The organism is Alteromonas sp. 5E99-2 (genome assembly GCF_017368475.1).
Taxonomy (GTDB): domain Bacteria; phylum Pseudomonadota; class Gammaproteobacteria; order Enterobacterales; family Alteromonadaceae; genus Alteromonas_F.
Genome location: NZ_JAFNJE010000005.1, coordinates 119,231 through 140,060, shown reverse-complemented (window position 1 = coordinate 140,060; position 20,830 = coordinate 119,231). Strand labels below are relative to the sequence as shown.

The following is a 20,830-nucleotide window of genomic DNA, read 5'->3' as shown; positions in this document are numbered from 1 at the left end:
TGTGGGACAGCCATTTATCTTGTTAAATAAAAGTAAAACAATCGCTACTTTTATGTTAAACGGCTCTTTGTAGTAACATTGACTTAATATGACCAATTGCTTTAGTCGGATTCAACCCTTTCGGGCAAACCGCCACACAATTCATAATACTATGACAACGGAACACACTAAATGCATCATCTAAGTCATTAAGGCGCTCTTCTGTTGCCGTATCTCTACTATCTATTAAGAAGCGATAGGCATGAAGAAGACCTGCTGGTCCAATAAATTTATCAGGATTCCACCAGAATGACGGGCATGATGTTGAACAACATGCACACAAAATACATTCGTATAAACCATCTAGCTTTTCTCTTTCTTCTGGTAGTTGTATGTGCTCCCTCGCAGGGGGCTTTTTACCATCATTGATTAAGAACGGCTTAATCTTTTCATATTGCGTATAAAACTGTGTCATATCAACACATAAATCACGTACGACTGGTAAACCTGGTAGCGGTCTAATCACCTTAGTGCCTTTACCTAAAGCAGATAGAGGTGTTATACAGGCTAGACCATTTTTACCATTCATGTTCATGCCGTCAGAACCACATACCCCTTCACGGCATGAGCGACGGAACGACAATGTTGGGTCTTGCTCTTTCAACGCTAAAAGCGCATCTAGAACCATCATGTCTTGGCCTTCTTCAACCTCTAACTGATAGTCTTGCATACGAGGTGCATTATCAACATCTGGATTGTAACGATAAATAGAAAATTTCAATTGCATTGTCGCTACTCCTTAATAAGTTCTAGCTTTAGGTGGAAAGGCTTCGCGTAACTTAGGTTCCATATTCACGTCCCGCTTCTGCATCTCTTCAGTTTGCGGACGGTAAATAGAGTGACACAACCAATTTTCATCATCGCGATCTGGGCAATCGAAACGGCTGTGTGCACCACGGCTTTCTGTTCTAAAGTTTGCCGCTACCGCTGTACTAAATGCGGTTTCCATCAAGTTATCAAGTTCAAGACACTCGATACGCTGAGTATTGAAGTCACTGCTCTTATCGTCAAGGCGTGCAGATTGAAGACGTTCGCGAATAACACCAAGCTCTTTAAGACCTTGTGCCATTGACTCACCTTCTCTGAATACTGAGAAGTTCAATTGCATACACTCTTGTAAGTCTTTCTTAATTTGAATTGGATCTTCGCCTTTACCCACTTCTGAGTTTTCCCAGCGATTGAAACGAACCATAGCTGCATCGATATCATCAGTTGATGCATCACGAGAGGTGATGCCATCAATAGATTTACCAAGGTGTAAACCAGTGGCTCTTCCAAATACAACCAAATCAAGTAGTGAGTTACCACCTAAGCGGTTTGCGCCATGTACAGATACGCAAGCTATTTCACCACACGCAAACAAACCTTTAATTGGTGCTTCTTTTCCATCGGCATCTACCGATAAACATTGGCCGTCAACATTGGTAGGAATTCCGCCCATCATATAGTGACAGGTAGGAATTACCGGAATAGGCTCTTTTACAGGATCAACGTGTGCAAAAGTACGAGACAGCTCCAAGATACCAGGTAAACGCGACTCAAGTACGTCTTTACCTAAGTGGTCTAGCTTAAGTTTTATGTGAGTTCCCCAAGGGCCTTCACAACCACGACCTTCACGAATTTCAGTCATCATTGAACGGGCAACAACATCACGACCCGCCAAATCTTTAGCATTTGGCGCGTAACGCTCCATAAATCGTTCGCCGTCTTTATTTAGAAGGTAACCACCTTCACCACGACAACCTTCAGTTACCAAGGTTCCGGCACCCGCTATACCCGTCGGGTGGAACTGCCACATTTCCATATCTTGCACTGGAACACCTGCACGCAATGCCATACCAACACCATCACCCGTGTTAATGTGAGCATTAGTAGTAGAGGCATAAATACGCCCTGCACCACCTGTTGCTAGTACAACCGCTTTTGATTTGAAGTAAACAACTTCACCGCTTTCGATATCAATAGCTGTACAACCTACAACGTCACCGTCTTGGTTTTTAACTAAATCAAGTGCATACCACTCACTGAAAACTTTAGTCTTATTCTTAACATTTTGCTGATACAGCAAATGTAACAACGCATGACCTGTTCTGTCTGCTGCTGCTGCCGTTCTTGCCCCCTGCTCTCCACCGAAGTTTTGAGACTGACCACCAAATGGACGTTGGTATACCTTTCCGTTTTCAAAACGAGAAAAAGGTAATCCCATGTTTTCCATTTCAATAATGGCTTCCGGACCGGTTTTGCACATATATTCAATAGCGTCTTGGTCGCCAATGTAATCTGACCCTTTAACAGTGTCATACATATGCCATTCCCAATTATCTTCATGGGAGTTACCTAGGGCTACAGTAATACCACCTTGGGCTGATACTGTATGAGAACGGGTTGGAAACACTTTAGACAATAGTGCACAAGACTTGCCGCTTTGAGAAATTTGCAGAGCTGCACGCATACCTGCACCGCCGGCGCCTATAACGACGGCATCAAATTCATGTACTGGTAAACTCATACTACACTCCCCACAATACAAATAGACCTACAGCTACGTAGACAAAACCGATTAAATTCAAAACATACTGAAGCACTGCGCGCAAACCTGGCGCTTTAATGTAATCAGTCAACACTTGCCATAGTCCGATACGCGTGTGAATCATCACCGCAACTAAAGCAGCAAGAGTGAATACCTTCATACCTATAGTGGAAAATAACCCTTTCCAAATTTCATAAGTGATGTCGTCAGTAGTAATAAAGAAGAAGGCGAGATACAAAGTAAAGGCTGCAATAATTGCTGCTGTAGCTCGGATAGAGACGTAGTCTTGAATACCGTTGCGTTTGATGTTTGCTTGATTAGTTACCATATTACTATCGCCTCCACGACTGTTAGCACTAGCCATAAGCCAATAGTAATTTTAGCACTTAAATTACCTGACTCTAATTCTTCCCAATGCCCCATATCCATGAACATATGTCTAAACCCTGCCAACATGTGGTAAGTAATTAATGACACAGTACCAACGGTAATGATGTAACCTACAATGCCGTTCATGATAACGACAACGCGATCAAAACCTTCAGGAGAAGACAGTGATACAGACCATGCCCACAACGCAAATACAAGCGCTATAAACATAGCTACGCCTGTTGCACGATGTAAAATGGACGAAATCGCAGTAGGGGGAAATGTAATCGTGTTAAGATCTAAATTAACGGGTCTTTGCTTTTTCACACTATGATGCCTGTTTTTATTCATTGAGTTTTCGGTTAAGCAGAAGTTATCAGCTAAACCAACTTGTTAATAAATAATAGCCCTGCGCTTATATTGTAAATTTTTTGTAAAGCACAGTTTTATTGATATATCGGAACCAAACAGCCTGTTCCGTATCGCGGTGGAGTATATCCACCGACACATCCAAATACAATTTTTTGTGGCTGAATCTAGCTAATTAAAGTTTAAAAAACCAGAATATACAAATATACGTATCACATTCGCAAAATAGATTAAAATGAATGCTTATAACTAATATTTATTAGTTAAATACGTATTAAAATTGACTTTACGCTATAGAATAAAGTACAAATACGGCACTTTTCTTGTCGAAGATGTCGTAAGAGAAATTTTCGAACCTAAATTGAACGTTCCTGAGGAGAGCCTTTATGGCAGATCAAAAAGCCATTTTAAAAGCTGGTGATAAAGAAGTTGAACTACCCATACTAAGCGGTACTGCTGGTTTAGATGTTATTGATGTACGAAGCTTAGGTGCAAATGGTTACTTCACATTCGATCCAGGTTTCATGGCCACCGGCTCATGTGAATCTTCTATTACCTTTATTGATGGGGCGAAAGGTGTACTACTACACCGTGGCTTCCCAATTGAAGAATTGGCTCGTGATGCTGATTATTTAGAAGTTTGCCATATGTTGCTTCACGGTGAAGCTCCAAACGAAGAAGAATATCAAGCGTTCAAAAAAACCATTACTAATCACACTATGGTTCACGAACAAATTAATATGTTCTTCCACGGCTTCCGCAACGATGCCCACCCAATGGCAATGCTTTGTGGTACTGTTGGTGCACTGTCGTCTTTCTATCATAGCGATCTTGACGTTTCTAACGAAGAACAACGCCTTCGCAGCGCTCATAGATTAATAGCGAAAATGCCGACACTTGTTGCTATGTGTTACAAGTACAATATTGGACAACCTTTCGTTCACCCTCGTAACGATTTGTCTTACGCTGAAAACTTCCTAAACATGATGTTCTCAGTACCTGCTGAAGAATACAAAATTAGCCCTGCAGTGTCTCGTGCTATGGACCGTATTTTCACACTTCACGCTGACCACGAACAAAATGCATCTACATCAACAGTGCGCTTAGCGGGCTCTTCTGGTGCTAACCCTTATGCATGTATTGCTGCAGGTGTTGCTTCACTTTGGGGTCCTGCTCACGGTGGCGCTAACGAAGCATGTTTAACTATGCTTGAAGAAATCGGCTCTGTAGACAGAATTCCTGAGTTTATTGCAAAAGCGAAAGACAAAAACGACCCATTCCGCCTAATGGGCTTTGGTCACCGTGTATACAAAAACCACGATCCTCGTGCAACGGTTATGCGTGAAAGTTGTCATGAAGTACTTAGTGAACTTAAGATTGACGATCCATTACTTGACGTTGCAATGGAGCTTGAGCGTATTGCGCTAGAAGATAGCTACTTTGCAGAGAAGAAACTATTCCCTAACGTTGATTTCTACTCAGGTATCGTACTAAAAGCAATTGGTATTCCTACCAATATGTTCACTTGTATATTCGCCTTGTCTCGTACTGTAGGTTGGATATCTCACTGGCATGAAATGTTAAGCCAGCCAGGACAAAAAATTGGTCGTCCTCGTCAGCTATATACTGGCCATGATACGCGTAAGTACACACCAATTAAAAAATAAGACTAATGCAATAGCATTTTTACTCTAAAATGGCGCCTTATGGCGCTATTTTTTTTGGAGAAGAATATGAAAAGTACTGCTTGGAAGCTAGGAATAGCTGGATTAATCCCCTTTGTTATGCTCCCATTAATGGCGACATTGAATGTAATAGAATGGTATAAAGCCGTTGATATATTTACCCTTTACAGCGGGTTGATATTGTCATTTTTAGGTGGTGTCCATTGGTATGATGCACTTTGTGGGAACCCAGTAAAACACCAAATTTACGTAGCGATGCTACCGAGTATTATCGGTTTATTAGCTATCACCTTGCTACCCTATCACTTTGCATTAAAAGTACTTTCTTTGGGTTTTCTACTCTTGATTGTTTACGAACAAAAAGTGCTGTCGCTACCAAAAGAATCTGTTATTTGGTACGCAAAATTTAGAATGGTAATAACGAGCGTGGTAGTGGTTACTCATGGGTGGGTGATCATTGCAATCACCCACTAAAAATAGGGCGTTATTCGTCTCGAATAACCGCCAACAACTCTTTTGTTTTTTCTTCCATTAATGCAATGTCACTTCGGCTTTCTACATTTAAACGAATTACCGGTTCAGTATTCGATTTTCTTAAATTGAAACGCCAATTGTCAAAAGACAAGCCAATACCATCGGTTTCATCACGTTCAACTGCACTGTTTTCATAGCGGTCGAGTACCCGTTTTAATGCCGCATCGGCATCTTTGAGTTTGCTGTTGATTTCTCCTGATGATGGAAACTTTTCAATGCGAGATTCAACCATTTCAGCGAGATTTAAAGAAGATTGAGATAAAAGCTCGGCGACTAATAGCCATGGGATCATACCTGAATCACAATAAGCAAAATCTCTGAAATAATGGTGAGCACTCATCTCTCCACCGTAAATTGCATCTTCTTTGCGCATTCTTTCCTTTATAAACGCATGGCCTGTTTTGCTTTTAATTGGCGTTCCTTCACATTGGGCAATAATATCTTCCGTGTTCCAATACACTCTTGGGTCATAAATAATACGGTTATCAGATGCCTTATTAAGAAAAGCCTGAGCGAGTAAGCCAACAATATAATAACCTTCAATAAAGTTACCTTGGGCATCAAATAAGAAGCATCTATCGTAATCACCATCCCATGCAATACCGAAGTCTGCGCCTGATTCTTTGACCGCCTCAGCAGTGTCTGCGCGGTTTTCCGGTAATAACGGGTTCGGTATACCATTTGGGAAGCTGCCATCTGGCTGATGATGCACTTTAATAAACTCTATTGCTACGCCTTTGTCTTTAAAGCCTTGCTCTATGGCATCTAAAGTAGGTCCAGCCGCTCCGTTACCAGCATTAACCACAAGTTTTAATGGTTTTAATGCTGATGTATCTATATATCCCAACACATGGGATACATAATCTGACATTATGTCTTGTTGAGTATACTGTTTACTGGCAGCTAAGGTAGTTACATCTATTGAACAAGCACCTGCAACAAATTCTTGCGGTGATTTAAGCTGCCCTTGAGAATAGTAAGTCAACCTGTCTTTTACAACACTGTCATCAAAGCCCTCTGCTGAGGACTGAATATCTCCTAACCCTGTATCTCCACTAATAGGCACAGACCCTTTTTTAACTAACTTCATACCGTTGTAGTTAATTGGGTTGTGACTTGCTGTAACCACAATGCCGCCATCAGCTTCGAGAAATTTAGTGCCAAAATAGATAAGTTCGGTACCCACCATGCCTAAATCAATAACTCTTGCACCACCATCAATGAGACCGGCTGACAAAGCTAATTTAAGAGGTTCTGAGGTCAGACGAATATCACCACCGACTACTACGGATTTAGCGTTTAATTCTTCAGCAAAACTGCGACCAATTCTATAAGCGATGCTTTCGTCTAATTGCGATAATAACTCGCCTCGAATGTCATAAGCTTTAAAACAGGTTAACGACACTGACATATATTAGCCCTTATTTGCTGTACGACCATAACGGTCAGAAAAACGGACAATATCGTCTTCACCAAGGTACGAACCGGATTGAACTTCTATTAACTCCAAGGGGATCTTTCCTGGATTTTCTAGGGCGTGTACTTCGCCAATTGGAATATAAACAGATTCGTTTTCTGTTACCAAATTAGTTTCTTCACCAATAGTGATATTTGCCGTTCCTGATACCACCACCCAATGTTCTGCTCTATGGTGATGCATTTGTACCGATAACTTCTCTCCAGGCTTAACGGAGATGCGTTTTACTTGGTGACGTTCGCCGTTATCAATGGAGTCGTAGCTTCCCCAAGGTCTGAAAACTTCACGGTGAAATTCAAATTCAGGTCGTTTTTCCGCTTTAAGTTTAGTCACCACGGCTTTAATATCTTGAACTTTATCTTTATGGGCCACCATCACAGCATCTTTTGTTTCAACAACCACAATATTGTCTAATCCAATCACTGAAATTAGGCGCTCTTCGCTATTAATGTAACTACCGGAGACTCCCTCAAGAATCGCATCGCCAATAACAACGTTGTCATTTTCATCTTTGTTTTCTGCTGTTTCCCACAGTGACGACCAGCTACCCACATCACTCCATCCAGCATCAAGTGGCACCATAGCAGCTTTGTCGGTTTTCTCCATTACTGCATAATCAATAGAGTCATCTGGGCTTTTAGCAAAGGTTTCAGGATCAATACGAATAAAATCTAAATCATTTGATTCTGTTTCAATGGCCGCTTTACATACCGACAGTATCTCAGGCGCATATTTCTCCAATGCGTCCAAATACACGCTGGCTTTAAACATAAACATGCCACTATTCCAAAAATAGTTGCCACTATCTACATAATCCTTTGCTGTTGCTAAATTGGGCTTTTCCACAAACTGCTCAACCTTTAACCCACCGCCTAAATCGTCACTCCCTTGAATATACCCATATCCAGTATGAGGCTGATTTGGCACAATCCCAAAAGTCACTAGAAAGCCTTTTGACGCGAGACTCTCTGCTTTTTCAATAGCACTGTGAAATGCAACTTTTTCTTGAATTAAGTGATCGGCAGCCAAAACCAATAATATAGGGTCTTCTCCGTCTTTACTTGCGTGTAATGCAGCAAGTGCAATGGCGGGGGCCGTATTTCTACCTACTGGTTCAAGTAAAATACCACCATTTTCCGTGTTATTTTGTCGAAGTTGTTCAGCCACTAAGAACCGATGAGAATCGTTACATACAACAATTGGCGCATCAGCCCCACACCCGTCTAAGCGGTTAATGGTTTCTTGTAGCATTGTGTCTTCAGACGTTAATGCCAAAAATTGTTTTGGCAAAGCCGCTCTTGATTTTGGCCACAATCTACTTCCTGTGCCACCGGCTAGAATAATGGGTGTCATGTTTTTCCTTGATCAAAGTAAGAAATCGAATCAGATGGTAAACAAGCCATTGCTTGCAATCAATGCTAAGGCATTAATTTCTTAATAAAAAGATGATTAAATTAGTTTAGCGTGTAATTAACGCTTTTCAATAACGGCATTTGAATGGAAGCCGAGATTACTGGATAATAATGTAATTATCACCTCACGCTTCTCGATGTAAGCTAAACAAAGATGTAACCATGGAAACGAATGTGAAAAATCGATTTGGTGGGATTGAAAGGCTTTATGGCCAACACACTTTTGCTGTATTTCAATCCAGTCGAGTCGCCATTGTTGGAATTGGCGGTGTAGGATCCTGGTGTGCAGAATCACTTGCACGCAGCGGAATTGGCAAACTCACCCTTATCGATTTAGACGATATTTGTGTCACCAATATTAACAGACAAGTGCACGCGCTTGGCTCCACAGTGAACCAAGGGAAAGTTGACGCGATGAAAGCACGAATACAGGATATTAATCCTTCGTGTGAAGTTGAGTGTATAGAAGACTTTGTTACTCCAGATAACGCATCTGATTACATAGCGAATCATTTTGATTATGTGATTGAAGCAACCGACAGCGTTAAAGCAAAGGCATCAATCATCGCTCATTGTAAACGCAATAAGATTGCGATTGTCACAATTGGAGGCGCAGGAGGCCAAGTCGACCCGACTCAAGTACAGGCTTGTGATTTGGCAAAAACAATTCAAGACCCATTAGCAGCAAAAGTCCGAAGTGAATTACGGCGCTTTTATAATTTTAGTAAAAATCCGAAACGTAGATTTGGCGTGACTTGTATTTTTAGCACAGAGCAGCTGAAATACCCTCAACCCGATGGTTCAATATCAAGTAGTAAATCAACCATGGATGGCAGTACCCGTTTAGACTGTGCATCAGGTTTTGGTTCAATATCAACAGTAACGACCACCTTTGCCATGTTTGCAGTGAGTATTGTTTTAAACAAGATCCACTCTAGAATATAGACAAGAGTGGAACTGTGGCCCACAATGTAGAAAAATAATAAGGACCTCCAAATGCAACAAGAAGAACTAGACGAATTGATGCAAGCCAGTGCTAGCGATGCAGTGAGCACTTCGCAAGAAGAATTTTCATTGGAACTTGACTTCTCAAGTGAGAGTATTGGTCTTGTTGATGATGTGCTTTTAGGATTTGTCGATAAATACCAAGATCAAGCACTGGAAGATGAAGCCGTATTTACCTTATGCAATATTTATGGGGCTTATGTTGGTGAGGTATTTAAAAAAGTTGTAGGGGGTGAATGGTTATATGACAACACTGACCCAGAGGCACCATACCTTGTTCTATCTTATGGTTCTCATACTTATGCGTTTGCTGGTATTTGCTATGAGAGATTAGTAAATAACAGTCAAGTTAGCGTAAGAGCCTACTTCAATCAAGCGGTATCGAATAATAGAAATTAATCTTTAACTGACCGTTTTCCAGTCTTCAAACATCATATTGGTGCGCTTACTTCTTAGCGTATAGAACAAGAAAAATAGGCTAATCAGTACGATTAGCCCTCTCAATAAATTAAACGTTCCGTGAGTTAAAATAATAGCACCAATTTGTAGACTTATATCTACCAACAGCATCAATATGACCGTTGGTCTTAGCCACGTTAACGTATAGCCTTTATTCCAAAATGCTTCTCGACGTCCTTGTAATAACCATAACCCCAAAAAAACAACTCCAAGTACGCTATGAGCAGGTAATTGCCACGAAAACGGAAACAATTGCTTAGGAATTAAATTATTGCCCTCATCTAAAACAAGTGTGCCTATTAAGAGTAAAAGCACCCTCGCTCCCCAAAAGAACAATAAAGTAAACCAAGTTGATGGGACAACCCTTCCAGCTTCATTATAACAACGTAAAGGCAGTGGTAATTTGTTCATTTAAAACGTCAACATCAATGTATTCGGGTATCTGATAATACCTTTTAACGTGACAAAATACGCAATAAATTTAAGCCGGTATTTGTTTTTGATTAAGTAGATAATGTAAGTTTTGCTTTATTTCTTTTACAATAAATTCAGCATCGGATGCAATACCAGAAAAACGTCCCGAACCCCATGTATATAACCAAGGTAACCCCACAAAAAAAACACCACTTTGACTGGTTACACCTCGAGTATGCATTGGCATTCCCTTACCATCAAAAACAGGCATGTTTAGCCATTGAAAATTCGGTCTAAAACCAATACACCAAACAATACTCGTAATACCCGACGCATTTAAATCAACATGTGTTCGCTCTTTTTCTGGCTGCCACATTGCTTGATAGCTTTGCTGCTCTGGTGCATCAATGCTATTTTTTTCAATATAGGCATCAATGCGTTTGTTGATGTTGTTGTAAACATCATCGGCATTGTCTAAATTTGCCTTCAAGTTAGGTAAAAATTCAAATTGGTCATTGTTGAAATTATGCATCAAACCAAACAATTCCATGCCTTCAGTAGCAAATTTTCTTAAATCAATATCTCTGCCACCATCACGACCTGTAACATAATGATTAGTGTTATCCCTAACACCTTCTCTTAACGGATGCTCAGACACCGGCATATCGTAATATTTCATTTCAGCAAGCCAATCTACAACATCTTTGCCTCGATAAAAACGCGCACATCGCGGCGCATCACCGGTCGCTAAATACACTTTCCTACCCGATAAATGCAAATCTTCAGCGATTTGAGCTCCTGACTGCCCTGAGCCCACTACGAGTACATTGCCTTCGGGTAACTGTTTGTTATTCTTATATTCTTCTGAATGTATTTGATAAATTGAATCGGGGATACGCTCAGCCATTCTCGGAATGATAGGCTCATGGTACCCTCCCGCTGCGACAACTACTTGGCTAGCAAAATAGATTCCCTTATTTGTTTCTACTTTAAATACGCTATCTTCTGCTTGGGTAATATTTACTACGCTGGTGTGAGATAAAATCGGCGCATTGAGTTTTTGTTCAAATTCATTCAAATAATCGATAATTTCATCTTTAACCATAAAGCCATGAGGGTCGCTCCCTTCATAAGCATGACCAGGAAGCTTACATTGCCAGTTTGGTGTAACTAAGCTAAACGAGTCCCATCGTTTATGCTTCCATGCATTCATCACTTCACCTTTTTCGATAACAAGGTGAGAAACGCCTTCTTGTTGCAAATAATAGCTAGTCGATAAACCTGCTTGACCACCACCGACTATGATAACATCCACGACATTTGATTCAGGTTGCGCTGTTTTTACATCATTCATTTTAAATAGCCTATTACCTTCAATTGCTTACTTTAATGACACGAACATCTTGTGCGTCGTGTTGATCAAATTGTGCGGCTTTAGTTTTAATTTTTTGTAGTTGATCCATTGCACTAGAACAACTAAAGCCATAACTTTGCCTAACTCGTTCACTGGCGTGATTTAAGCCTTTTTCACTCATTTCCAAAAACTCTTGAATAGACAAACTTTGTCCATCATGAAAATACTCAGTAATAACACTAGATGGCGAATAACAAGACTCTACTTCACCATTAGGCCACTGAACGACAAAATGCTTTTCAGGCATACTTCTGCTCCTCTATATTATGTAGATTCTGATGTAACTCGTTCATTGCCATCAGATTTTCTTGTTCTAAATTCCAAAATTCCACTGTTTCGCCCTGCGATGAAACGTCAACGACACAGGATTGATTAACATCACCTATTTGTGACGCGGAAATATCCTTTGCATGAAACAAGCCTATTAATTCAGCTGCTTTTTCTTTTGAAGTTGCAAAAATATACCCATAGCTAGGGAACGCCCTCAACCAGTCGTGCCAAGTCACGCCTTCTGGTTTGGGTATATTGTCTAAGTTAATATTCGCACCAACGTTTGAACATTCCAGCAACATAATGCATGTACCTAACACCCCCGCTTGGCTTATATCTTTTGCCCCGTGAGCTAACCCGCTCTCAGCAATAAAAGGCAATAATTCAAGATCACTTCTCAACCTATCGGGTGGTGCCGACGTTGCCGCATTCCAGTTCAAAAAAGGCGCTCTAAACTGGCCTCGCAAATCAATTGCAGCAATAAGAACGTCATCCGGTTTTGTACTAAAGCTACTCAAGATAGCGTTGGCTCTCCCTAAAATAGACATACTTAAATGGGTACTCATGGTGTTTAAATTGGTATGGCCACCTACTATGGGCACGTTAAATGCGTTAGACGCAGCCACCATTCCTGAATATATTTCATCTAAATGCCGTCCTTGTGTTGCCCATATAGTATTGACTACGGCTGTAGGTCGCCCGCCCATAGCGGCAATATCACTGACGTTAACCATAATACTGCACCACCCAGCAAACCAGGGGTCTCGTTCGACAAATGCCGTCAAAAAACCCTCTGTCGCGAGCAAATCAAAACCCTTTGCAGATTCAATCACAGCGGTATCATCACCGTTTGGATGACCATTTAATGGGAAACTGTTTTCAAGCTTATTTGCAATTGAGGCAATATCTTTTTTTTGCCTAATACCCGAGTATCCACGTAAGTCTTCCAGTAATGCCTTAAGCGACATAAGGCTCTTCCTGTATATCCCGCATATCCGGTTGTAGAAAGGCTAACGACTCTAGAGTGCTAAAAGGTCCATTTACATTACTTACAACAAAGCCGCTTTCTGGGTGATAACAAGGAGGAAATGAAGCTAATTCAGCTTTCATCATCACGTGTAAATGTTCTTTCAACATTAATTCGTATTGGCTTTTCCAATTCAATCGCTGAAATAGACGTTCGTTTTGCTTTTGTACTTGCGCTAAAAACACTTTACATCCCAAAGCATGAGCGCTGGATACAGCAAGCTTAATCAATAGTGATCCCAGTCCAGTTTGAGTTCTGAATGAGGCATCTACTGCTAACCGCGATCCCCACCACACATGGTTGCCTTCGTGGTGAATACGCACTGTACCTACCACTTTTTCATGCCAACCGCCATGATTCGCGATTGCTACTAAAACTTGTGCTCTATTATCAATATCGTCCTTGTCGTCGATTTCAAATATGCCCTGCTCACCGCAGAAAACTTGACGACGCAAGGCATATGCATGATGTTTTTCCCATTCGGATGTGGCCCACTTAATAGTGAAATCAGAAAAATACTCTTGTTGTATTGCTTGCATTACTACACCCTTTTTTACGGTTAACTCAGGACCTGAACGCTGGCGTCTTCATATTTTTTAAGTGATGAACAAGCACCACATTTAGCACAGCCTGCTTTTACATTTTCCGCGAGTAAATTTGCTTTAGCCGTCTTCATTCCTAACGGTTTAAGGATCGACGTCATGAAATCTGCGCTAGGTGCGGGATGATCTTCTAATGGCGTTCCCCTTATCGGAACAAAAGGAACGACAAAGGGGTACACGCCTATATCAATGAGCTCATCACATAATTCAAGAATATCGTCCGCGGTATCGCCTAATCCAGCTAGAATATAAGTGCTGACCTGACCTCGGCCAAACACAGGTACTGCTGCTTTAAAAGCAGTCATGTACTCACCCACCGTGATTTGAGATTTACTTGGCATCATGTATTTACGCTGTTTTTCTGTAACAACCTCGATATGCATTCCAAGTGCATCAGCCCCAGCCGCTTTCAGCTTTTCAAACCACAAAAAATCATCTGGTGGCTCACACTGCACTTGAATAGGTAAATCGACTTCTGATTTTACTGCAATAACGCTTTCGCACAGCACTTTAGCCCCTCTATCTGGCGTAGAAGGTGTACCTGTGGTCATCACCATATGCTTAACACCATCAAGCTCGACTGCGGCTTTTGCTACTTCTGCAAGTTGATTAGGACGCTTGTAAGCTATGGTTCTGCCAGCAGAAAGGGATTGTTCAATAGAACAAAATTTACAGGTTTTGTTTCTACCACCGTATCGAATGCAAGTTTGCAGTACAGTGGTCGCCAACACATCTGTACTGTGTAGTGTTGCTATATGAGAATATGGCGTACCATCTTGGGTCTTTAATTTGTAAAAACGAGGCGTTTTCGCAAAGGTAATGTCGGTGATAGGGATCCCTTCGCTCACCAATGATGTTTTACCTTCTGACGTTTCTTTTAAACTATAAGGCGAGTAATTAGCACTTTGTGTATGCACTGGAACCATCACTGGTGTTCCATCAACAACCATTGCTTGATGATCACTGGGCCCCGCGCCGCCACGTCGACTCACCTGCTCTTGTTCGACTGAACTAAGACGGACCCCTTTAGATTGAATATCGGTAATTAACTGCTGTACACGCTGAGATTTACTCATCAGCTATATCCTCATTCGAATTAACTACTTGCGAAGGTAAATCAGATACTTGCCCTGAAAATTCGCAATATTCGTTAGCTTTATTATTAACCAACAGACTGAGTAATTCTGGACGAGCGTAGTGACCAACAGAATCCATCATGCGCTTTCGCTTGGTGATTAGCGACATGTTTAAATCTGCAATGAGTAGTCCTTCACCCTCAGTTAAAGGCGCCACCACATGAGAACCCTCCGGTGAAATAATGGCCGTCATACAACCATCCCTCAATGCAGGTTGAAGCTTGGGATCAGATGTAATAGATTCAATTTGTTCATCGGTGAGCCACCCCGTAGAATTCACCACAAAGCATCCAGATTCTAAAGCGTGATGACGTATTGTGACTTCTATTTGTTCAGCAAAAATGGGTCCTACTAATGAACCGGGGAACTGGCTGCAATGAATTTCTTCATGCTGCGCCATTAAGCTATAACGTGCTAATGGATTGTAATGTTCCCAACAAGCTAGGGCTCCTACTTTACCCACAGCTGTCTGTGCAACTTTAAGTCCTGACCCATCGCCTTGTCCCCAAATCATACGCTCATGAAAAGTAGGCGTGATTTTTCGGCGTTTGAGAACCAGCTCTCCTGTGCAATCGAAAATAAGCTGCGTGTTATAAATAGAACCGTGATCTCTTTCGTTTACCCCTAATACCACCACCATTTCACATCGTTTGGCACACTCAGCGACTGCATCGGTAATAGGCCCAGGGACGACGACAGCCTGTTCGTACAAGCGCATGTGCTCTTTGCCACTTTTAGCTGGCGGAGTTATAAACGAAAAATAAGGGTAATAAGGTACAAAGGTTTCAGGAAAAACAATCAGCTGAACTCCTTGGCGAGACGCATCCTCAATAGCACCTATTACTTTATCCAAAGTGCCAACCGCTGAGCGTAAGTCCGGAGACAGCTGAGCGGCAGCGACTCTGACGACGTCTTGTCGAAACATAATCGCTGCTCCAGTTATACTGTCCAAGTATCAATGATAAAGGCGTTTTCTCTGGTATGAAGCAATTTAATATCCAATACGTCTAGCGGGCTAATTGGACGAATACCTTCAATTAATGACGGTTCACCATGACCATACAAAGCTTGTAATGCAAATCGGCAGCAATAAATCTTTCCACCTTCTTGCATGAATTTTTTAAGCTGATTAGTAAAGTTTTGGTGACCAGGGAAAGCTTCTGCGCCTAATGTAGGAAAGCCTCTTTGTAGACCTAAAGTAACACCAGGCCCATACAATAAAATGGAAGTTTCATAGCCTTTGCGTTGCAGACGAGTCGCTTGCAACATATTTACAAAACCGATTGAACCTTCAAATGCGACAGTATGGAAAGTAACAAGGGCTTTTTCTCCCTCTTTTGCCTGCACATCTTCAAATACTTTTTCTTCATAATCTACAAAAAAATCGCCATCTTTATGCATTGGGGCGGTAACTTTTGGCATGGTAAATCCTTATTAATAGTTTGGGATAAATAGTTTTCGCTCACATATTCACAGAATGTATAAGCGTTACTCTTTTCCAATTTTGCAATGGAAATGCCAACCCTAAATTTAAGAGATCCAATCAATATGCAATCAAACCCATTCAATAAAATTTAGACAGCTCGTAATTTTTTTATTTGTCTAAATTAGTCAATAGACCTCTTTAATCTAGAGAAAAAAACCGCACTACCACTGTGCGAATTTAAGCCTGCTTCGCACCATTAAAGTCACTAAAAACAAGAAAAAACCAATCATCTCCTATAGTTAAATGCAATCATCTTAGGTTCATTGAGTTGGAATAAAACTTGCGGGGAAACATGGGTAATTCTTTTTAAATTAGGCGCATCTCTTGCTCAACAACCAATATAAACACTGGCGCTTTGCACTTGCGAACAAAGACAGGCGTCCTGCGTATTTGATGATTGCAGACTTAATCGCTGCAGACATCGAAAGTGGCGTGTTGGCAATTCGCGATAAACTGCCGACGTTAAGAGAACTCGCACAATTATTGGCATTAGACTACACCACTGTAGCCAGAGCTTATAAAGAAGCAAGAAATAGAGGCCTTATAGATTCAAGTCCAGGCACAGGATCATTTGTAAAAGGGCGAACCTTGTCATTCCCGCCGCAGGGTGGGACCGACGTAGAAATGACAATGAACTCCCCTCCTGAGCCTGCCAACAAAGAATTGTTAACAAAACTCAACCGCGGGTTTACCAACATTATTGAGTCATCTAGTATCACCGCACTACTTAGATACCAAGACTTCGGCGGTACTCACGACGACAAAGAAGCAGGTTTATTACTGCTAAATAAAACAGTGGAGAAAACTGAAGAAGAAAATGTTTTAGTATGCCCTGGGACCCACAGTGTACTTTTAGGCCTATTGAGTTCATTAGTAAAAAAAGGGGCATCTATTTGTGTACAAGGATTAGTTTATCCGGGACTAAAAGCGATTGCGGCACAATTAGATATTCCATTACTTGCCGTAGACAGTGATAAAGATGGCCCTATCATTCACACCTTAGACGCCTTGTGTAAGCATGAGCAAATTGCTGCTATCTATTTAAATCCTACACTGCAAAATCCCACTGCATATTCAATCAGTCATGCCCGCCGTGTTGCTATTGCCGATGTAGCAAATCGCTATAGTATCCCCATCATTGAAGACGATGCTTATGCCATGCTTCCTACGAAGCCAATATCTGCAATTGCTAACTTCGCGCCCAGCCTCACGTATTACATCACTGGATTAGCAAAATATTTTGGTGCCGGATTAAGAACTGCTTATGTGCATGCTCCAACAAAAAGTGCAGCGAACAGATTAGCAGGCTCAATGCGTGCACTATCGGTAATGTCGAGCCCTATAACCAATAGATTGGCTTCATCTTGGTTAAAAGACGGCACCGTTGACTTGATGACAAGAGAAATTAGGCAAGAATCAAGAGAAAGGCAAAAACAAGCAGCAATATTACTCAATGAATACCAATTTAACGCTCACGTCGACGGATTTCATTTATGGCTTAACCTGCCTAAGTCTGTTGAAGTTAACCCATCAAACTTTGCCGCTTATTTGCGAAGTAAAAATGTCAGTGCCGTAGCAAGCGCGGCATTTTGCTCAAATAACAACCCACCTCATGCCTTGCGATTATGCTTAGGCGGGCCTCAAAAACGCTGGGAATGTGTAGAGGCGTTAAAGCTAGTAAAACAGCTTCTTGACGAGCCTGCATTGCTAACTCAGATACTCACAAAATCCCGATCTTCTCCAGCTAAATAAGTGATATTAACTGTTCGTAGTATCTAAAGCTGGAAAGCTTTTAACTAAATCATCAATGGCTTTCATTTGCTCTAAATAGGGCTTTAACGCTCGTAAAGGCAAGGCACACGGACCATCACATTTTGCTTCATCAGGATTAGGGTGTGATTCAATAAACAGCCCTGCTAGTCCAAGAGCCATACCACTTCGCGCTAATTGTGCAGCCTGAGCTCTTCTACCGTCAGCAGAGCTTTCTCTTCCACCAGGCTTTTGCAGAGCATGGGTTGCATCAAAAATAACCGGAGCAAATTCTTTCATTGCATCCATACCTAGCATATCTACAACCAAGTTGTTATAGCCGTAGCAACTCCCTCTTTCACACAAAATAATTTTATTGTTACCCGCTTCATCACACTTGTTAATTATATGGCGCATTTCATGGGGTGCTAAAAACTGAGGCTTTTTAACATTAATTATTGCGCCTGTTTTAGCCATAGCGACAACTAAATCAGTTTGCCTTGCAAGGAACGCAGGTAATTGGATAACGTCGACAACATCCGCTACCGCTTGAGCCTGATGAGGCTCGTGGACATCTGTGATAAGCGGCACATCAAACTGAGTTTTTATTTCTTCAAATATTCTTAAACCTTCCTCTAAACCAGGACCGCGATAAGAATGCATACTTGAACGGTTCGCTTTATCAAAGGATGCTTTAAATACATAAGGTATGTTCAATTCTGACGTTACCTTCACGTAGGCTTCAGCAATTTGCATTGCCATATCTCTTGATTCCAATACATTCATACCACCAAAAAGTACAAACGGTTGGTCGTTACCTACCGAGATATTGTCAATTTCTAATTGATTCATTTAATTTCGTTCCGTTAAAAAAAGAGAGGTTGCTTGCTGAATGCTACGTGTAACGTCATCACTAAAAAAACAAGCACAATGAAAAAGCTGCCCCACGCCATGCTTTTTGTTTTAGCCCACTTAGTGGAATACAAGCCTATGACCGCAAACGCCACTAACCCAATGAGTTTTTGCGTAGCCCACGTGTCAGCAAGGGGATAAACACCTATCAGCGAACACAATACAATAGCCGAGATCAACAGTACGGTATAAAGTACATGTGGCACTATTTTTAGTATCTTATGGTTTCCTACACGAGGGACAAATTGAAGCAACAAAAAACGACCGATAAACACCAAAATGCTTAGCATTACCGCTGTAATATGAATATGTTTGACAATTTCATACATGAATAATAAGACTCCTTTTAATGGGAAAAAATAGAAACGCCATCTTTCATGGAGTTTTGAATATCAACCAATTCGACTTTACATCGAAGAACACTATCAACCACACTTGGTGAAAATGCCTTACCTCTTTCTGATTCAAAAAACGTGATCACTTTTTCTAAATCCCACGCATCTTTATACGATTTTTTATTATATAACGCGTCAAACACATCAGCAGCAGCAAGAATTCGACTTTCCAGTAGTATTTCTTCACCCTTTATTTGGTTAGGGTACCCTGTCCCATCCCAACGCTCGTGATGTTGTTGAGCAAGTTTAGCCGCAAGTTGAACGGTTAAATTATTAGAATCGGCCAAACAATCAGCGCCAAACTGGGTATGCATGCGCATTTCTGCTTGTTCATCAGAAGTAATTGGACCTCTGCGATTCAGCATAGTTTCTGGCAATCGACAATTCCCCACATCATGCATAGGAACCGCAACTTTTAGACGGTCGACATCCAGTTCTTTCATTCCAAGGTTCGTTGCTAATAATTCGCAGATTGCCACTAAACGAGGTATATGGTTATTACTTGGCGTGCTAAAGTCCATCGCACGGCAAAGGCGCTCAATCAGTTCATTTTGCGTTAATCTTGTCTCTCGCAGTAAAAGAATATTTTCGAAGGCGACTTGAATACTATTAGTAAACAGTTCAACCATTTCAATGCTAGTTTCACTCACATTGCGATTTTTATCAGACATATACAACAATGCACCACCAAAATGTTGGCTGTGGCAGTAAGCAACAAGATGTTCTTCATCAATATGCATGCCTTTGTTCGACAGAATATTTTGGCAGGTAGCCAGTAATGAATTGTCTAAAACGTCGCTTAAGGGCTTGCCAAAAATGTCGGCATATTTTCCGTGCCCAGCTAATGCTCTAAGCTCAACAGCAGAGCTGCTAGAGCCAACAAAATTTGAATCTATCAATTCACTTGAAACAAACACAGCACTTTGGGCACAACCTAAAACTGAGCCCAATTGTTCCACCAAGCCTTCTACAAATTTTTTTAATGAACGACAAGTAAACAAATCCGTCGAAGCAGACATCACTTTCGCAAGCCCAATTCGGTTTTGTTCTATAGTTCTAATATCTCGGTAAGAGCGCAATGCCGCGATGATTACCGTAAATAACTTTTGCGCCGTTAACTCTGTTTTTGATTTATAATCGTTTATATCATAATCGACGATGACCTTCTTTTCGGGGGCTTGCCCAGGCTGGCCTGTACGCAAAATAATACGGGTATAGGTATTATTTAATTCATTGCGTATTTTATCAGCAACAATCAGCCCTGCATCGTCAGTTTCCATAACCACATCCAATAACACCACAGCAATATCGTCATGAGCATTGAATTGACGAATGGCTTCTTCGCCGCTGTATGCGCTAATAAAGGTCAATCCAACGTTATTCAAAGTGAAATCACGTAAAGCGAGGCGAGTGACTGTATGCACTTCAGGTTCATCATCTACGATGAGTATTTTCCACGTGCCACTTGGTTCAGATTCGATATCACTATCGTCTTCGTCTGCAAAGAATAAATCATCGTTCATTGTACTTGCCTATCATGCTATAC

General features: G+C 41.2%; 22 protein-coding genes. 5 read left to right on the top strand and 17 right to left on the bottom strand.

Annotated elements, in window-relative coordinates:
• Nucleotides 1–55: 55 nt before the first annotated feature.
• The 4 genes from J3L16_RS07480 to sdhC are packed head-to-tail and all read right to left on the bottom strand — an operon-like array spanning nucleotide 56 to nucleotide 3,265.
• Entirely contained in the window at nucleotides 56–766 is a 711-nt protein-coding gene (locus tag J3L16_RS07480; protein WP_207612270.1) for a succinate dehydrogenase iron-sulfur subunit, read from the bottom strand.
• 12 nt (nucleotides 767–778) lie between these two features.
• Complete coding sequence (gene sdhA / locus J3L16_RS07475; RefSeq protein ID WP_207612269.1) at nucleotides 779–2,548, bottom strand: succinate dehydrogenase flavoprotein subunit; 1,770 nt, start codon at nucleotides 2,546–2,548, stop codon at nucleotides 779–781.
• A 1-nt stretch (nucleotide 2,549) separates the two neighbouring features.
• Nucleotides 2,550–2,897, bottom strand: a complete 348-nt coding sequence (gene sdhD, locus J3L16_RS07470) for a succinate dehydrogenase, hydrophobic membrane anchor protein (protein WP_207612268.1) — start codon at nucleotides 2,895–2,897, stop codon at nucleotides 2,550–2,552.
• Nucleotides 2,891–3,265 carry a succinate dehydrogenase, cytochrome b556 subunit gene (gene sdhC, locus J3L16_RS07465; RefSeq protein WP_207612338.1) on the bottom strand — a complete coding sequence of 125 codons (375 nt, stop codon included), beginning with the start codon at nucleotides 3,263–3,265 and terminating at the stop codon, nucleotides 2,891–2,893. Before sdhC ends, sdhD begins: the two co-directional genes overlap by 7 nt.
• 428 nt (nucleotides 3,266–3,693) lie before the next feature.
• On the opposite strand from sdhC, the gene J3L16_RS07460 reads away from it, so the two are divergent.
• Together J3L16_RS07460 and J3L16_RS07455 are read left to right on the top strand one after the other, a co-directional pair.
• Nucleotides 3,694–4,974: a citrate synthase gene (locus tag J3L16_RS07460; RefSeq protein WP_207612267.1), complete on the top strand. Its 1,281-nt coding sequence runs from the start codon at nucleotides 3,694–3,696 to the stop codon at nucleotides 4,972–4,974.
• 66 nt (nucleotides 4,975–5,040) lie between these two features.
• Nucleotides 5,041–5,466 (top strand): DUF3429 domain-containing protein, encoded by a 426-nt coding sequence (locus J3L16_RS07455; RefSeq protein ID WP_207612266.1) that lies wholly within the window; start codon nucleotides 5,041–5,043, stop codon nucleotides 5,464–5,466.
• A 10-nt stretch (nucleotides 5,467–5,476) separates the two neighbouring features.
• Here the strand turns inward: J3L16_RS07455 and J3L16_RS07450 are convergent, their stop codons facing one another.
• Both J3L16_RS07450 and J3L16_RS07445 read right to left on the bottom strand, forming a co-directional pair.
• Nucleotides 5,477–6,937, bottom strand: a complete 1,461-nt coding sequence (locus tag J3L16_RS07450) for a phosphomannomutase CpsG (RefSeq protein WP_207612265.1) — start codon at nucleotides 6,935–6,937, stop codon at nucleotides 5,477–5,479.
• Between the two features lie 3 nt (nucleotides 6,938–6,940).
• A complete protein-coding gene (locus tag J3L16_RS07445; RefSeq protein WP_207612264.1) occupies nucleotides 6,941–8,356 on the bottom strand; it encodes a mannose-1-phosphate guanylyltransferase/mannose-6-phosphate isomerase in 1,416 nt (471 codons plus the stop codon).
• Nucleotides 8,357–8,577: 221 nt separating this feature from the next.
• On the opposite strand from J3L16_RS07445, the gene tcdA reads away from it, so the two are divergent.
• Entirely contained in the window at nucleotides 8,578–9,360 is a 783-nt protein-coding gene (gene tcdA / locus J3L16_RS07440; RefSeq protein ID WP_207612263.1) for a tRNA cyclic N6-threonylcarbamoyladenosine(37) synthase TcdA, read from the top strand.
• Nucleotides 9,361–9,411: 51 nt separating this feature from the next.
• Nucleotides 9,412–9,819 carry a hypothetical protein gene (locus J3L16_RS07435; RefSeq protein WP_207612262.1) on the top strand — a complete coding sequence of 136 codons (408 nt, stop codon included), beginning with the start codon at nucleotides 9,412–9,414 and terminating at the stop codon, nucleotides 9,817–9,819.
• Nucleotides 9,820–9,822: 3 nt separating this feature from the next.
• Here J3L16_RS07435 and J3L16_RS07430 read toward each other — a convergent pair whose 3' ends face one another.
• From J3L16_RS07430 to J3L16_RS07395, 8 genes are all read right to left on the bottom strand, one after another.
• A complete protein-coding gene (locus J3L16_RS07430) occupies nucleotides 9,823–10,290 on the bottom strand; it encodes a DUF2919 family protein (RefSeq protein ID WP_207612261.1) in 468 nt (155 codons plus the stop codon).
• Nucleotides 10,291–10,360: 70 nt separating this feature from the next.
• The gene (locus tag J3L16_RS07425; protein ID WP_207612260.1) at nucleotides 10,361–11,647 is read right to left on the bottom strand and encodes an MSMEG_0569 family flavin-dependent oxidoreductase; all 1,287 of its coding nucleotides are present in this window, start codon (nucleotides 11,645–11,647) and stop codon (nucleotides 10,361–10,363) included.
• 19 nt (nucleotides 11,648–11,666) lie between these two features.
• The gene (locus tag J3L16_RS07420) at nucleotides 11,667–11,954 is read right to left on the bottom strand and encodes an MSMEG_0570 family nitrogen starvation response protein (protein ID WP_207612259.1); all 288 of its coding nucleotides are present in this window, start codon (nucleotides 11,952–11,954) and stop codon (nucleotides 11,667–11,669) included.
• Nucleotides 11,947–12,945, bottom strand: a complete 999-nt coding sequence (locus tag J3L16_RS07415; protein ID WP_207612258.1) for a sll0787 family AIR synthase-like protein — start codon at nucleotides 12,943–12,945, stop codon at nucleotides 11,947–11,949. Before J3L16_RS07415 ends, J3L16_RS07420 begins: the two co-directional genes overlap by 8 nt.
• Complete coding sequence (locus J3L16_RS07410; RefSeq protein WP_207612257.1) at nucleotides 12,935–13,543, bottom strand: MSMEG_0567/Sll0786 family nitrogen starvation N-acetyltransferase; 609 nt, start codon at nucleotides 13,541–13,543, stop codon at nucleotides 12,935–12,937. Before J3L16_RS07410 ends, J3L16_RS07415 begins: the two co-directional genes overlap by 11 nt.
• Nucleotides 13,544–13,563: 20 nt before the next feature.
• Complete coding sequence (locus tag J3L16_RS07405) at nucleotides 13,564–14,682, bottom strand: MSMEG_0568 family radical SAM protein (protein ID WP_207612256.1); 1,119 nt, start codon at nucleotides 14,680–14,682, stop codon at nucleotides 13,564–13,566.
• The gene (locus J3L16_RS07400) at nucleotides 14,675–15,667 is read right to left on the bottom strand and encodes a Nit6803 family nitrilase (RefSeq protein WP_207612255.1); all 993 of its coding nucleotides are present in this window, start codon (nucleotides 15,665–15,667) and stop codon (nucleotides 14,675–14,677) included. The genes J3L16_RS07405 and J3L16_RS07400 overlap by 8 nt, the downstream gene beginning before the upstream one ends.
• A 14-nt stretch (nucleotides 15,668–15,681) precedes the next feature.
• The gene (locus J3L16_RS07395; RefSeq protein ID WP_207612254.1) at nucleotides 15,682–16,164 is read right to left on the bottom strand and encodes an MSMEG_0572/Sll0783 family nitrogen starvation response protein; all 483 of its coding nucleotides are present in this window, start codon (nucleotides 16,162–16,164) and stop codon (nucleotides 15,682–15,684) included.
• Between the two features lie 388 nt (nucleotides 16,165–16,552).
• On the opposite strand from J3L16_RS07395, the gene J3L16_RS07390 reads away from it, so the two are divergent.
• Entirely contained in the window at nucleotides 16,553–17,980 is a 1,428-nt protein-coding gene (locus J3L16_RS07390) for a PLP-dependent aminotransferase family protein (protein ID WP_207612253.1), read from the top strand.
• A 6-nt stretch (nucleotides 17,981–17,986) separates the two neighbouring features.
• Here the strand turns inward: J3L16_RS07390 and kdsA are convergent, their stop codons facing one another.
• Genes kdsA through J3L16_RS07375 form a run of 3 tightly spaced genes read right to left on the bottom strand, consistent with a single transcriptional unit; the run spans nucleotide 17,987 to nucleotide 20,807 of the window.
• Nucleotides 17,987–18,829: a 3-deoxy-8-phosphooctulonate synthase gene (gene kdsA / locus J3L16_RS07385; RefSeq protein WP_207612252.1), complete on the bottom strand. Its 843-nt coding sequence runs from the start codon at nucleotides 18,827–18,829 to the stop codon at nucleotides 17,987–17,989.
• A gap of 14 nt (nucleotides 18,830–18,843) precedes the next feature.
• Entirely contained in the window at nucleotides 18,844–19,218 is a 375-nt protein-coding gene (locus J3L16_RS07380; protein WP_207612251.1) for a SirB2 family protein, read from the bottom strand.
• 17 nt (nucleotides 19,219–19,235) lie between these two features.
• Nucleotides 19,236–20,807: a response regulator gene (locus tag J3L16_RS07375; RefSeq protein ID WP_207612250.1), complete on the bottom strand. Its 1,572-nt coding sequence runs from the start codon at nucleotides 20,805–20,807 to the stop codon at nucleotides 19,236–19,238.
• Between the last annotated feature and the right edge of the window lie 23 nt (nucleotides 20,808–20,830).

Excerpts from the sequence above, each read along its gene's own strand:
- J3L16_RS07480 (WP_207612270.1), bottom strand. The coding sequence starts at position 766 with ATGCAATTGAAATTTTCTATTTATCGTTACAATCCAGATGTTGATAAT.
- sdhA (WP_207612269.1), bottom strand. The coding sequence starts at position 2,548 with ATGAGTTTACCAGTACATGAATTTGATGCCGTCGTTATAGGCGCCGGC.
- sdhD (WP_207612268.1), bottom strand. The coding sequence starts at position 2,897 with ATGGTAACTAATCAAGCAAACATCAAACGCAACGGTATTCAAGACTAC.
- J3L16_RS07460 (WP_207612267.1), top strand. The coding sequence starts at position 3,694 with ATGGCAGATCAAAAAGCCATTTTAAAAGCTGGTGATAAAGAAGTTGAA.
- J3L16_RS07455 (WP_207612266.1), top strand. The coding sequence starts at position 5,041 with ATGAAAAGTACTGCTTGGAAGCTAGGAATAGCTGGATTAATCCCCTTT.
- J3L16_RS07450 (WP_207612265.1), bottom strand. The coding sequence starts at position 6,937 with ATGTCAGTGTCGTTAACCTGTTTTAAAGCTTATGACATTCGAGGCGAG.
- J3L16_RS07445 (WP_207612264.1), bottom strand. The coding sequence starts at position 8,356 with ATGACACCCATTATTCTAGCCGGTGGCACAGGAAGTAGATTGTGGCCA.
- tcdA (WP_207612263.1), top strand. The coding sequence starts at position 8,578 with ATGGAAACGAATGTGAAAAATCGATTTGGTGGGATTGAAAGGCTTTAT.
- J3L16_RS07435 (WP_207612262.1), top strand. The coding sequence starts at position 9,412 with ATGCAACAAGAAGAACTAGACGAATTGATGCAAGCCAGTGCTAGCGAT.
- J3L16_RS07430 (WP_207612261.1), bottom strand. The coding sequence starts at position 10,290 with ATGAACAAATTACCACTGCCTTTACGTTGTTATAATGAAGCTGGAAGG.
- J3L16_RS07425 (WP_207612260.1), bottom strand. The coding sequence starts at position 11,647 with ATGAATGATGTAAAAACAGCGCAACCTGAATCAAATGTCGTGGATGTT.
- J3L16_RS07420 (WP_207612259.1), bottom strand. The coding sequence starts at position 11,954 with ATGCCTGAAAAGCATTTTGTCGTTCAGTGGCCTAATGGTGAAGTAGAG.
- J3L16_RS07415 (WP_207612258.1), bottom strand. The coding sequence starts at position 12,945 with ATGTCGCTTAAGGCATTACTGGAAGACTTACGTGGATACTCGGGTATT.
- J3L16_RS07410 (WP_207612257.1), bottom strand. The coding sequence starts at position 13,543 with ATGCAAGCAATACAACAAGAGTATTTTTCTGATTTCACTATTAAGTGG.
- J3L16_RS07405 (WP_207612256.1), bottom strand. The coding sequence starts at position 14,682 with ATGAGTAAATCTCAGCGTGTACAGCAGTTAATTACCGATATTCAATCT.
- J3L16_RS07400 (WP_207612255.1), bottom strand. The coding sequence starts at position 15,667 with ATGTTTCGACAAGACGTCGTCAGAGTCGCTGCCGCTCAGCTGTCTCCG.
- J3L16_RS07395 (WP_207612254.1), bottom strand. The coding sequence starts at position 16,164 with ATGCCAAAAGTTACCGCCCCAATGCATAAAGATGGCGATTTTTTTGTA.
- kdsA (WP_207612252.1), bottom strand. The coding sequence starts at position 18,829 with ATGAATCAATTAGAAATTGACAATATCTCGGTAGGTAACGACCAACCG.
- J3L16_RS07380 (WP_207612251.1), bottom strand. The coding sequence starts at position 19,218 with ATGTATGAAATTGTCAAACATATTCATATTACAGCGGTAATGCTAAGC.
- J3L16_RS07375 (WP_207612250.1), bottom strand. The coding sequence starts at position 20,807 with ATGAACGATGATTTATTCTTTGCAGACGAAGACGATAGTGATATCGAA.